The following is a 12991-nucleotide window of genomic DNA, read 5'->3' on the forward strand; positions in this document are numbered from 1 at the left end:
GACCCCATGCTGGCCGAGAACGTCATCGTCCCCGATCCGGTGAACTACGCCGCCCTCACCGCGTGGAACAACGCCGTGGCGGCCGCGCGTGCGCAAGTGGCGCTGCACACCGCCAACGCCGCGAGCATCGCCGCGAGCCTGCGACTCGACGTGCCCTCGAGTCCCGCCAGCATCGCGCAGGCGACGGTCGCCTCGACGGCCTCCGCGCTGGCGGCTGCCAACTCCGCTGTGGCCACGGCCCAGCAGCAGCAGACGCAGGCGCAGAACGACGCGCGCACCGCGGAGGCCGCGGTGCTGGCAGCGCAGGCTGCGGAGGCGGCGGCGACCAAGCGGGTCAGCGACGCGCTCGCCGCGCGGATGGCCGGGGCGACGACGTCGGCCGCCCTGTCGGCGACGGTCGATGGGCTCGCCCTTCGCGAGCGCTACCGCGCCGGAGGCAGCGCGACCCCGCCGGTCTGGGACCTCGCCACGATCCCGTTCCGCCTCACGGCCGCCGAGGTGCCGCTCGACCCTCAGGTGACCCTGCCCGTCATCGGCGACCCTGACCACCCGGCCCTGGTGACCGTGCTCGACGACCTGGATGACAGTGTCGATGCCATCGCGGATCTCGTTGCCGCAGAGGGCATCCATCAGCTGGTGGGCGGCAACCTCGCTCGCTCGGGGGCCGCCCTCGAGATCGCCCAGTCGGGCACGGTGCCCGATGATCTCGATGTCGTCTCGACGCCGGTGCGTGGATACGACATCACCCACCGGGTGCTCGTCGTGGGAGACACCGCGGCAGCTGCTCCGTGGCCCTCGACCAGCCCGGGCGTCATCGGCACCGTCGACCCCCGGTATGCGGCCTGGCTCGCCGGACTGCTGCCTGACCCCCGCCGCGTGCACCTCCAGGCGGTCGCCACCGACGATGCAGGCGGTGTCGTCGCCTCGCTCGACCTCACCGCAGCGGAGCTGGGTCTCGATGCGCCGGACTGGTTGCGCGTCGCCGCCGACGCGGGGGAGCTCGCAGCACGGGTCGCCCGTGCGGCGCGACCGGTCATGGACAGCTCGGGTGACACGCCGGTCACGGGCCCCATCCGGATCGCACCGTCGGCGCAGCTCGCACCGGGAGCGATGCCTCTCGAGGCGCTCCTTGCAGCCGCTTCAGCCGCGCGGGCGCTCGTCGCCGGCGCCCGCGCGCTGCAGGCCTCCGACCTGACCGCCTCGGGTGAGACCCCGCCACCGCCGGCAGCCGACGTCGTCGTCGCAGCGGTGCGGGCCGTGACGGTCGCTCAGCAGGCGTTGGCGGCTCTCGACGCCGACCTGGCGTCTGCGCCGAACCGCTCAGGGAGCGCGCTCGTCGACGTGCTCTTCCGGGCCGCGGCGGTGGGTCTCGCGGAGGCGACGCCTCCGCTTGCGGCGGGTGTGACCAGTGACGAGGCGCTGCGCGAGCTCGCTGCAGCGGCTCGAAAGCGACTGTCTCCCAGGCTGGCCCAACCGACCTTCACCCCATCGGCAGCCGGGGCCGATGCCACTCTCGAGGCGGCCCGCGCCCTGTTACCCATCCTGCTCGGCGGCCCGGTGCCGCTCATGCTCCCCGTTCCGCTGCCCACCGCCGCCCTGGTCCGGTCTGACCTGAGGGAGGGGTCGGCGCCGATCGCCCCGCCCGCGGCCGTGCGCGACTGGCTCATGGACCACGCCCGGGTCCGACCCGCTGTCGCCTCGCTGCTCGACGCCTACGACTGCGCCGAGACGCTCTGTGCGGCGGCGGGCCTGCGGGTCCGGGCCACGCAGCTGCCCCGACAGTCCGGCGCGGTGTGGAGCGGCACCGACCCCGCTCCGGCGCCTGGTCTCGTCGACGTCGTCGTCGTTCGGTCAGGAGGGACGACCGTGCCCGACGCCGTGACCGGGCTCGCCGTGGACGCCTGGGTGCAGACCGTGCCGGACTCGACGCACGACGCTGCGCTCGCCTTCCACTACGACGAGCCGGACGCGGACCCGCCCCAGGCGATCCTCGTCGCGGTGCCGCCCTCGCTGGCCCCGAACCGGGTGCCGGCGACCTGGGACCTCGCCAGCCTCGTCGGGGTCGTCACCTCGACCATGGCCCAGGCCGCCGACCGCGCGGTCGCGGCGGATCTCGTCACCGGCTCCGTCACGATCGCCGGTGCGCCGTGACCCGCGTGACCGGCGCCCTGCGCCCGGCGTCGACAGCGGGCACCGACGACCAGCGGCTCGCCGCCGTCACCGCCCCCGTGCGCGACCCGCTGTGGTTCCTCGCCCGTCAGCTGCAGACGCGCGGCTTCGTCGCTGACGACGGCGGGTCGCCGGTCACAGTCACGGTGGGCAGGTCGACGACCCCGTTGACCGTCGACGGCAAGCCCGTGACGGCTCCGCTCGAGCCCGACGTCGAGGCCGAGCCGCCGACGCCCCGCGACCGCATCGACACGGCGACGAGAATCCGGCTCGCGACCGAGCTCTTCCGTCGCGTCGTCGACGGTGGGGTGCCCCCAGCGACCGTGGCGACCCTGCGGGCCGGGCTCGCGGCGGCATACCCCCTGCGGGCCGTCCTTGCGGGCAACCCGGCCGGGCCCGTCGCCCAGGCGCTGCCCGATCCCGTGGCGCTGTATGCCGCGTGGGCGGCGGCCGTCGGCGCCGCCGGGACGACGGGGACCCTCCCGCCGCTGCCCGGGGCAGGAACGAGCAGGGCCCTCATCGAGGTGGCCGCCCGGAGCTGGGTCGGCTGGATGACGGCACGGCTGGGACCTGTCGGTGGACCCACCGCCCCACCGAAGTGGGACGGCACCACGCTGGCGTACGCCTTCTCCGCGGCGGGCAGGGTCGGAAGCGCGACGCTGACCCTGACGGCACCGGACTACGACGGAGAGGGCCTCGACTGGCACAGCTTCGACCGCTCGGCCCTTGCGAGCGCACCGCCGGCCGGACCACCGGCGGCGGTGCGACCGTCGCCGGTGACCTACCCCGGGATGCCGGAGCGCGGTTTCTGGACGATGGAGGACGGCACGGTCAACCTCGATGTCCTTGCGGGTCAAGACCCCTCGCGCCAGCTGCTCGTCTCCTTCGCCCACGGCTTCGGCAACGACTGGTTCGTCGTGCCGCTGACGCTCGACTCCGGGGCCACGCTCATCACCTCCCTCACCGTCACCGACTCCTTCGGCACCGTCACACCGGTGCTGCCGGCTGCGGCTCTCGACGGACCGGCTGCACGCTTCCGCCTCTGGGAGCTCACGGCAGCGTCCGCGACGACGGACGCCGGCGTGGGCATGCGGGTGCTGCTCCCCGGCTCGCCCCCGCCCTTGCAGGGTCCGTCGACGGAGGAGGTGCTGCTCGCCCGCGACGAGATGGCGAACCTCGGCTGGCTCATCGAGCTCGCGACGACGGACGAGGACGGCGCGAAGGTCGACCGGTATCGACGATGGCTCTCGCTGCGCTCGGAGCGTGACCCGGCCTTCACTCCCGGCTCGGCCGGTGACACCCTCTACTACCGACTGGGCACGAGCCTGCCCGACTACTGGTATCCCCTGATGTCCACGGGAGCCGGTCTCGCGCTGGCGGCGGTCCCGCCGGGTGCGACGGACGTGTCGTCCGAGGGCGTGACGGGCACGATCGTGCCCCACGTGCCCGGGTCGACCGTCAAGGACGAGGAGGTGCCGCGCGCCGGCACCGCCGTCAGCCGGGTCCACCGCCTCGTCCAGACGCCCGCGGGACGGCGGGTCTGGCGGGCCCGTCGACGCACGGCGGGCACGGGTGAGGCCTCGAGCGGACTCCGGTTCGACACGCTCGGCGCTCCTGCGGTCACGCCCAACCTGCTCTCGAACCCCGCCCTCGCACTGGCGTCACGAACGGCGGCGGCGGCCGCGGTGAGCAAGGTCGGGCGGTCGCCCAGCCTCGGACGCGACTGGCAGGTCGTCAACCCCAAGGGCGGGCGCACCGAGGCGCGGCTCGAGCCCTCGACGAGGGGTCAGGAGGGCTGGCAGCTGCACATCGTGGCCAACAAGCCCAAGAGCGGTGTCGCCCAGACCTTCGCCGCGAAGACGACGGCACCGGCCGCTGCCGAGGCCGCGGCATGGGTCTTCGTGATCCGTGGTCAGGTGTCGCTGGCGGCCGGCCCCGGCGGCGTCATGAAGCCGGGGGCGATGTCGACGACGACGGGGGAGTGGGAGCTGCTGCGGGCCCCGGCGTCGAAGTCTCCGGTGACGCAGCTCGTCGTCCTGGCCCAGGGAGGCGCAGCGGAGTTCATCATCGACGGGGCTTCCGTGCGTCAACGGTGAGGCCCCGCGAGCCACTCCTGGCGCGGAGTGCGTGCTGTCCGTCACATGTGACCTGCAGGTGGTGGCCGGGCGGGTCTCGGCGGGCACGATGAGACTGTGACAGCTTCGCCTGCTGACGATGCCTCGCGCTCGCGGCACGAGATTCCCGAGAGCCGGTGGGTCGACCTCAGCGGCCCGGTCCACTACGTCGACTACGGCGGCCAGGAGGACGGCCCGCTGCTCCTGCTCGTGCACGGGTTGGGCGGTTCGCTCCTCAACTGGGCCGCGATCGCACCGACCTTGGCGGAGACCTGCCGGGTCATGGCCATCGACCTCGTCGGCTTCGGGCGCACCCAGCCGCTCGGGCGCTCACCGCGGATCGAGGACAACCGCGACCTCCTCGCGCGCTTCGTCGACGCCGTCATCGGCCACCCCGTCATCCTCGTCGGCAACTCGATGGGCGGACTCATCAGCCTGCTCCTCGCCGACGAGCGCCCCGATCTCGTGGCCGGGCTCGTGCTGGTGGATCCCGCTGTGCCCGTTGGTCCCTCGGCTCGCCCCGATCCGCTCGTCACCCTGATGTTCGGCGCGTATGCCGTCCCTGCCGTCGCGCGCGTCTTCATGGCCCGCCGCCGCAGCCTCTTCTCCGCCGAGACGCAGGCCATGGCCGTGCTGCGGCTCTGCTGCGTCGACACGACACGCGTGCCGAAGCACGTCCTGCACCAGCACCTCGAGCTCGCCCGCGAGCGGGAGAGCTACCCGGACGTGGACGCCGAGCTCGTCGTCGCGGGGCGCTCCCTCGTGCTCGTGCTCGCCCGGCGGCGCTGGCTCCAGGCGCTCATGACCCGTATCAGCGTCCCCGTGCTGCTCCTGCACGGGGCGAAGGACCGGCTCGTGCCGATCGCCGCGGCGCGAGCGGTGGCGAAGAGCAACCCGACGTGGCGGTTCGAGGTCGCCGAGGACGTCGGCCACGTGCCGCAGCTCGAGGTGCCGGAGTGGACGCTCGAGCAGATCCACGACTGGATGGGGTCCGAGGGCGCGGTCGCCGTCCTCGCCGCGCGCCCCTGACTCGCGCGGACGGCGGGTTGAGCACTGTTGCTACACGGGGCTCTCCGTGCGGGGCTGAGAGTAGAGGCTGTCGATCTCGGCGGCATACCGCTGCGTGACCACGGCGCGCTTGACCTTGAGGGTCGGGGTGAGCAGGCCGTCGTCGACGGTGAAGTCCGCTGGCAGCACGGCGAACCGCTTGATGGCCTCGGCGTTGGAGACGGCCTTGTTGGCGTCGTCGACGGCGGTCTGGAGCTCGGCGAGCAGCTCCGGGCTCTCGTGGATGCGCTCCACCGGCGCCGCCTCGGTGTGGCCGTGCTCGGCCAGCCACTGCGGCAGCACGTCGGCATCGATGGTGAGCATCGCCGCGACATAGGGGCGGCGGTCGCCGACGACGAGACACTGGCTGACGAGCCAGTGGGCCCGGAGCCGGTCCTCGAGCACCGCAGGCGCGACGTTCTTGCCACCGGCGGTCACGATGATGTCCTTCTTGCGTCCGGTCACCGTGAGGTAGCCGTCGGCGTCGAGGGAGCCGAGGTCGCCGGTGCGGAACCAGCCGTCCTCGTCGAAGGCCTCGCGGGTGGCCTCCTCGTTGTGCCAGTAGCCCTGGAAGACGACGGCGCCCTTGAGCAGCACCTCGCCGTCGTCCGCGATGCGCACCGAGCAGCCGGGGAGCGGCCGCCCGACCGTCCCGATGCGCTGCTGGCCGGGCAGGTTGAGCGTCACGCCGGCGCACGTCTCGGTCAACCCGTAGCCCTCGAGCGGGTTGATCCCGATGCCGCGGAAGAAGTGACCGAGCCTGGCCCCCAACGGTGCTCCGCCGCTGACGATGTACTCGACCTGCCCTCCGAGCGCGGCCCGCAGCTTGCCGTAGACGAGGCGGTCGAAGAGCTCGTGCCGCAGCCGCAGCAGCAGGCTCGGGCCACCGCGGTCGATGGACTCGCTGTACTCCCGGGCCGTGGCGTCGGCCTGCGCGAAGATCCAGCCCTTGTTCTCGGCCGCGGCCTTGTGCTTCGCCGTGTTGTAGATCTTCTCGAAGATGTAGGGCACCGCGAGGATGACCGACGGCTTGAAGTCGACGAGGAGCGCTGCTGCCTTCTTGGCGTCGCTGCCGTGGGCGAGGTGGACCCTGCTGTGCACCGCGGTCAGCTGGATCGACCGCGCAAGGATGTGCGCGACGGGGATGAAGAGCAGCGTCGTGCTGTGGTCGTTGAAGACGAGCTCGGTGACGTTCGTCGCGGCGGCGACGTTGTGGATCTGGCACAGCAGGTTGGCGTGCGTGATCGCGCACCCCTTCGGGCGCCCCGTCGTGCCCGAGGTGTAGATGATCGTCGCCAGCGCGTCGCTCGTCCGCGACGTGCGGCGTGCCTCGACCTCGGACCGGTCGACGTCGCGACCCGACGCCGCGAGCTCGTCGAGCTCCGTGCCGTCGAAGGACCACACGGCCCGCAGGGCAGTCGATTCCGTGCTCACGGAGGCGATCGTGGCCGCGGCGTCGGCGTTGCCGACGAAGGCGCCCACTGCGCCGGAGTCCTCGAGGATCCACGCGACCTGCTCGGCGGACGACGTCTCGTAGATCGGCACCGTGACGCCGCCCGCGGTCCAGATCGCGTAGTCGCAGACCATCCACTCGAAGCTCGTGCCCGCCATGATGGCGACCCGGTCGCCGGGGGCGAGGCCCCACGCCATGAGGCCCGCCGCGACGTCGGTCACGCGGTCGGCCAGCTGCGTGTGCGTGACGGGAACCCAGCGGTCGCCCACCCTTCGCGAGTAGCCGGTCTCAGGCCCGTGGGCGCGGGCGTTGGCGAACAGATCGTCCGTCAGGAGGTCGTCGGGAGTGGGGGTGTAGCGGGCCGGTTCAGCGATGTCCTGCATGACGCACCTCGGAGCGTGTCGATGGTGGGGTGAGAGCGATGAGCTCGGTGACGGAGTGGTCGATGCCGTCGGAGAGCACCCTCAGGTCGGGGACGGAGTCGTGGTCGCCGGTGACCCCCCAAGCCAGCCCACCGGCATACGACGCGATGCCGATGGTGATGCGCAGGTCTGCGCCGAGGGGGATGTAGGGATACATGTCGGTCATCCGCCGCCCGAGGAGGTAGAGCGGCACCTGCGGGCCGGGCACGTTCGTCGTCACCGTGCTGAAGATCCGCTGCGGGCTGTGGGCCCAGGCCTTGACGCCCAGGGCGTAGAGGCTTCCGGGAAGCAGGTCGGCGGCGCTGAGGAGGGCGTTCACGCCGAGGGCGGTGCCGCCGGTCTTCAGTGTATGCAGCTGGGCTGAGACCGCGTGCAGGCGCGCCAGCGGATCTGCCTCTCCCACAGGCAGATCCGCGAAGACAGCCGAGACCCGGTTGCCGAGCGTGCCGCGCTCGTCGGTGTGGCGGGTCGAGACGGGGACCATGCTGCGCAGGGTGCGTCCGTCGACCCGCTGGCCACGGGAGAGCAGCAGGGCGCGGAAGCCGCCGGCGATGGCCGCGAGCACGACGTCGTTGACGGTGCCGCCATGGTGCCTCTTCACGGCCTTGACCTCGTCGAGGTCGGCGCGCACCCAGCGCCAGTCGCGCCGTGGGCCGATCGGGCCGTTGAGCCCGAGCTCGAGGTGCGTCAGCTGCTCACCGAAGCGCGCCATGCCCACGACCTCCGCGAGGCTCTCGGTCAGCGCTGCCGGGCTGAGGGCGTGGGCGAGACCCTGCACCGCCCGGACCGGGCTCGACCCGAGCTCGACGACGGCGTCGGTGACGAGGTGCGCGGCGGTCGGCTCGGGCTCGGGCGTCCAGCGGTCGGGGGAGCGAGGTGTCGAGGGCGCTGGCGTCTCGGGACTCGTCGTCAGGAGCACGCTGATGATGTCGGCCCCGGAGATGCCGTCGATCATCGCGTGGTGGTTGGTGTTGACGAGCGCGAAGCGTCCGCCGCTCAGGCCGGTCACGAGCCACGAGCGCCAGAGGGGCCGGTCGAGGTCGAGGGGCTGCGAGATGAGGCGGACGGCCAGGGTGCGCAGGGCGTCGTCCGTCCCGGGCGCCCGCAGGCGGCGGTGGCCGACGTGGTCACGCAGCCGGAAGTGAGGGTCGTCGACCCAGAGCGGGCGTCCGAGGTCGAGTGGGACACGGCGCACGTGCTGGCGGTAGCGGGGGAACGCCGGCAGGAGGACCTCGATGGCCCGACAGAACTCGTCGTAGGTCGGGGGCGGGCCCTCGAAGACGAGCGCGGACCCGACGTTGAGCTGCTGGATGTCGCGCTCGAGGTGGAGGAATGACACGTCCAGGGGACTCAGCCGCTGCATGAGGCCCAGCGTGGTCGGAGAGCGGGTGCGGGGGAGGGGCCATTGGTCCCGGCACTGCGTCACACGGCCGGTCGGGACTGCGGGTCACGCATGAGCTGCAGGCCCAGGGCGGCGAACCCCACGACGAGCAGTGAGCCGCTGACGACGTCGCCGAGGAGCCCGGGCACGGGGAGCGAGCCGAGGACGATGTCGCTGACGACTGCTGCGACGACGGCCCATCCGGCCCAGCGGCCGAGCTGCCGAGAGCGGATCACCGCGACCGCGACGAGGAGCACGCCGAGCGTGAAGACGTAGTGTCCGAGCAGGAGTGGAGCACCGACGGCCGGGTCGGTCATCAGTGAGTCCATGACACTGAGGGCAGAGGCACGGTCGACGCCCGGCCCGGTTGCTCCGTAGAAGGCGAGGTTGACCCCGGTCAGCGCGGCGTGCGCCATCACGAGGCCGTAGAGGACCGCCCCGATCGAGATGTGCCCGACTCAGCGCCCTCGCCCCACGACCGGGGCGAGCAGCCCGAAGAACCCGGGGAGGAAGAGGATCGTGGCCGCCAGACCGATGAAGGCGGCGACCAGGCCCGCCGTGCGGTGGGCCGCCCATCCGGCATACACGGACGGCGCGTCGCTGCCGCCCTCGGGAGCCAACATCTCGGCGGCGCTGAAGGCGATCGGCGCGAGGACCAGGCAGAGCCCGGCGACGCGGCGGCGGAAGGAGTCCGCCCGAGCCACGTCGTTGGCGCTCGGGGTCTCCGTCGCGGATGTGGTGGTCGATGTGGTGGTGGTTGCTGCTGCGGTCGAGCGACTGGACATCGTGATCTCCTCGTCAGGCCGGCACCGGTCGGCCGGCGGCCACACCAGACTCGGCCGCGCGCCACGGCCGGCGTCAGTGTGCGGGCCGCAGATCCGACCGGAGGATGCAGTGCGGAAAACCGCACCGGCCCGTGTGGGCGACCTCCGGGACAGAACGGGCACTTCGGCGCGACACTGGCGAGATGACGATCCGCGGGCGCAGCATCGTGATGACGCTCGTCTGCGTGGCGCTGGTTGCGATCCCGCCGATCATCGGGGCGCGGGCGGGCCATCTCGCAGAAGCATCACGCGCCCTGCCGCAGACGGCGGCCTTTCTCGGTGCAGGCGCGCTCGCCCTGCTGTCGCAGCCGCGACACCGCGGCGCTCGCCGCCTCTTCGGTGTGGGCCTCGTCATGGCCGTCGGATACATCGTCGGCGCCCTCTGCTCGGCCCACCTCGTGGCGGGCGGCGCCCCCGCGTGGCAGGTGGTCATCGCCCTCCAGGCACTTGAGATGGGGCAGGCGCTGGCCCTGCTCGGGCTGCTGGCGGTCTTCCCCGACGGGCACTACCGCTCCGGTGCGGACCGGACGGCCGTGCGCGTCATGGGTGTCCTGTTCGTTGCCGTCGTCATGGTCATGCGCATCGGGGCGACGCAGCCGACCTACCCCGGCAGCTTCATCTGGGGTGACCAGGTGAGCGCCGCCAACCCCTCGGTGCAGCCGAGCCTTGCGTGGCTGGGACCGGTTGCCGAGATCGCCTATGCAGCGAGCTTCCCCGTCTGTCTTGCGACCGGCCTTGTCGTGCTCGTCCTGCGCTTCCGGCGGTCCGAGCCCGCCGAGCGTCGTCAGATCCGCTGGCTCGTGCTGGGAGCGCTCGTCACGGTCGTGACGGGGGTGGCGCTCGGTGCGCTCGGTGGGTGGGTCCAGTCCCTGCCGATGGCGCTCGTCTACCTGCTCTACGCACCGGCCGCCTTCGCCGTGCCGCTGTGTCTCGGCCTCGGGATGGTGCGCGACAACGTGCTCGACATCGACGTCGCCATCCGCAGGTCGATGGCGTATGCCGTCCTCTGGGTTCTCGTGGGTGCGCTCTGCATCGGCGCCGCGGTGGTTCTCGGCGTGCTCGCCGGCGCGGCCCTGCCGCTCCCGGCAGCGATCGCGTTGACCGTGGGCGCGACGCTGCTGCTCGCGCCGCTGCGCGGACGCCTCGAGCGTCTCGCCGACCGCGTCGTGCACGGCCGGCGGCTCTCAGGCTACGAGCTGATCACCCGTCTGGGAGCACGCCTCGAGGCGACGCCTACCCCCGACCAGGTCGCACCGGAAGTCGCATCAGATGTGCGTGCGGGCGTCGGGGCCTCGTGGGTGCGCGTCGTCGTCGACGCGGAGGGTGCCGCAGACGGAGGGGCGGACGTGGCGTCGGAGCGGGGCTCGGACCTGGGTGCGCGTCTCGTGGGTGCGTCCGGAACGCTCACAGCCGCCGCATCGCCCGCGATGCGGGTGCCGCTGGTGCGCGGCGGGGTCACCATCGGTGCCATCGAGTGCGGCCCGAAGGTGGAGGGCCGCTACACGAAGCGAGACGTCGAGCTGCTCACCTCCCTCGGCCAGCAGGCGGCTCTGGCGATCCACAACGGCTGGCTGGCAAGCGAGCTCGAGGCTCGGGTCGACGAGCTCGCGGCCTCGCGTGCACGGCTCGTCGCCGCCGAGGAAGCCGGGCGTCGCCGGCTCGAACGTGACCTCCATGATGGCGTGCAGCAGGACCTTGTTGCCCTACTTGCGCGAGTTGGATTGGCGCGCAACCAGATTCGCCGAGGTAGCCCACTGGCCGAGGACAGTCTCCTCGAAGTTGCACGCGACGGGCAGCGAGCACTTCTCGCGGTCCAGGAGGTCTCGCGGGGACTGCACCCGCCGCTCCTCAGCGATCGGGGGCTCGTCGAGGCGGTCCGTGAGCGAGCCGCCCGGATGCCGATCCCCGTGGATGTCCGGAGCGGCCTCGACGAAGAGGGACGCCTGCCGCGCGACATCGAGCACGCCGCATACTTCGCCATCAGCGAGGCCATGGCCAACGTCGTCAAACACTCCGGCGCCTCGAGTGCCGTCGTGGACATCGGTCAGAGCGACGCGGCACTGCGCATCGAGGTCCGTGACGACGGCCGAGGCTTCGACACCGAGCATGTCGGCCTGAGAGGGCTGCTCGGGCTGACCGACCGCATCGAGGCGCTCGGTGGGCGGCTCAGTCTGACGAGCTCTCCCGGAGCGGGTGCGACCCTGCGCTTCACGATCCCCGAGGGCGTGGCGTCATGACTCCCCGACCGGCGTCAAGGGTCGCGCCCGGGGAGTCAGCCGCGGCTCCTGCCGGTCCGGCGCTTCGGGTTCTCATCGCGGAGGATAACTACCTGGTCCGCGAGGGCACACGCCGGTTGCTCGAGGACTCCGGCGAGGTCGAAGTCGTCGCCGCGGTGGGTGACGCGGTGGCCCTGCTCACGGCGGTCCGGCAGCTGCAGCCTGATGCCGTCATCACCGACATCAGGATGCCTCCCGGCCACGGGACCGAGGGCATCGAGGCCGCCCGGACGATCCGCCGCGACTACCCGGACGTCGGCGTCATCGTCCTCTCGCAGCACTCCGACGCGGCGTACGCCACAGAGCTCTTCAGGGACGGGACCGAGGGGCTGGGCTACCTGTTGAAGATGAGCATCGCCGACCTCGACGAGCTGTTGGCGGCCTTGCGGTCAGTCGTCGCAGGCCGCTCGGTGGTCGACCCGGTCGTCGTGCAACGGCTCGTGGACCAGCGGGTCAAGCAGGGCGCGTCACCGTTGCAGGCACTCGCTCCCCGCGAGCGGGAGGTTCTGCGCGAGATGGCCGAGGGGCGCACGAATGCGGCCATCGCGGGCCAGCTGCACCTGTCAGAGTCGGCCATCGAGAAGAACGTCAACGCCATCTTCACCAAGCTCGGGCTCGGTGCTGAGCAGGGAGTGAGCCGGAGGGTGGCGGCGGTGCTCGCCTACCTGCGCGCGGTCCCAGACTGACCCACCGTCCGTCGATCCGGTTCCGGACGTCAGCTCTCGCCGAGGAAGTCGACGACGACCTTGATGTCGTCGGGGCTGCGCTCGAGGGCGTGCTCAATGTCCTGCGGGGGCACCTTGCGCGTGATGAGCCGCGCCAGCCAGTCGCGGTCGGCCGCCGCGAGAGCCTCCGCGCCGCGGTAGAAGTGACGTCGGTTCGCGTTGACGGAGCCGATGATGACGTTGTTCTGCAGAACGACCTCGCGGCCCATGTCGGCGGGGGAGAGGTCCCCCGGCCGCCCGCCGCTGCCCACGCCGGTGAGGCAGACGACGCCGCCGGCGCCGACCTTGCGGATGGAGTCGACGATGAGCCGGCCGACGCCCGTGCACTCCACGATGATGTCGGGAGCGAAGTCGAGGTCGGTGACCTTGCCGGAGTGGTAGGTCGCACCGAGGTCACGGACCAGCTCGGGCTTGAGGCCCTCGGTGACCTGGTCGAGCACGTGCACGTCGAGACCGTGCTGCACGCCAATGAGGGCGGCGAGCATGCCGATCGGTCCGGCGCCGGTGACGAGCGCGGTCCTGGGCTGCCAGAACGCCCGTGCCCGCATCGCGGCGACCATCTCCCACGCCTTCGCCACGA

General features: G+C 72.2%; 10 protein-coding genes. 5 read left to right on the forward strand and 5 right to left on the reverse strand.

Going from position 1 to position 12991, the window contains the following annotated elements; translation table 11 throughout:
- Positions 1-6 precede the first annotated feature (6 nt).
- The 3 genes from FHX52_RS23610 to FHX52_RS23620 all read left to right on the forward strand — a co-directional run bounded on the left by FHX52_RS23610 (position 7) and on the right by FHX52_RS23620 (position 5312).
- Complete coding sequence (locus FHX52_RS23610; RefSeq protein WP_141824739.1) at positions 7-2151, forward strand: hypothetical protein; 2145 nt, start codon at positions 7-9, stop codon at positions 2149-2151.
- Positions 2148-4265, forward strand: coding sequence for a hypothetical protein (locus tag FHX52_RS23615; protein ID WP_141824740.1), 2118 nt, complete (start codon positions 2148-2150; stop codon positions 4263-4265). The genes FHX52_RS23610 and FHX52_RS23615 overlap by 4 nt, the downstream gene beginning before the upstream one ends.
- Before the next feature lie 96 nt (positions 4266-4361).
- Positions 4362-5312, forward strand: a complete 951-nt coding sequence (locus tag FHX52_RS23620) for an alpha/beta fold hydrolase (RefSeq protein ID WP_141824741.1) — start codon at positions 4362-4364, stop codon at positions 5310-5312.
- 30 nt (positions 5313-5342) lie between these two features.
- Here the strand turns inward: FHX52_RS23620 and FHX52_RS23625 are convergent, their stop codons facing one another.
- From FHX52_RS23625 to FHX52_RS23640, 4 genes are read right to left on the reverse strand one after another with little or no spacing between them, the layout of a single operon-like run.
- Entirely contained in the window at positions 5343-7166 is a 1824-nt protein-coding gene (locus FHX52_RS23625) for an AMP-dependent synthetase/ligase (RefSeq protein WP_141824742.1), read from the reverse strand.
- On the reverse strand, positions 7150-8568 hold the full coding sequence (locus tag FHX52_RS23630; protein ID WP_141824743.1) for a WS/DGAT/MGAT family O-acyltransferase: 1419 nt from the start codon (positions 8566-8568) through the stop codon (positions 7150-7152). The genes FHX52_RS23625 and FHX52_RS23630 overlap by 17 nt, the downstream gene beginning before the upstream one ends.
- Before the next feature lie 59 nt (positions 8569-8627).
- A complete protein-coding gene (locus FHX52_RS23635; protein ID WP_141824744.1) occupies positions 8628-9002 on the reverse strand; it encodes a hypothetical protein in 375 nt (124 codons plus the stop codon).
- 42 nt (positions 9003-9044) lie between these two features.
- Entirely contained in the window at positions 9045-9371 is a 327-nt protein-coding gene (locus tag FHX52_RS23640) for a hypothetical protein (RefSeq protein ID WP_141824745.1), read from the reverse strand.
- Between the two features lie 182 nt (positions 9372-9553).
- Between FHX52_RS23640 and FHX52_RS23645 the strand changes: the two genes are divergently transcribed.
- Positions 9554-11647, forward strand: a complete 2094-nt coding sequence (locus tag FHX52_RS23645; RefSeq protein ID WP_185747447.1) for a sensor histidine kinase — start codon at positions 9554-9556, stop codon at positions 11645-11647.
- On the forward strand, positions 11644-12372 hold the full coding sequence (locus tag FHX52_RS23650; protein WP_141824747.1) for a response regulator: 729 nt from the start codon (positions 11644-11646) through the stop codon (positions 12370-12372). The genes FHX52_RS23645 and FHX52_RS23650 overlap by 4 nt, the downstream gene beginning before the upstream one ends.
- Positions 12373-12401: 29 nt before the next feature.
- On the opposite strand, the gene FHX52_RS23655 is transcribed toward FHX52_RS23650, so the two are convergent.
- Positions 12402-12991: MDR/zinc-dependent alcohol dehydrogenase-like family protein (locus FHX52_RS23655; RefSeq protein ID WP_484133296.1), on the reverse strand; the 590-nt coding region annotated here is incomplete at its 5' end.

This window comes from Humibacillus xanthopallidus (genome assembly GCF_006717145.1).
Classification (GTDB): Bacteria; Actinomycetota; Actinomycetes; order Actinomycetales; family Dermatophilaceae; genus Humibacillus; species Humibacillus xanthopallidus.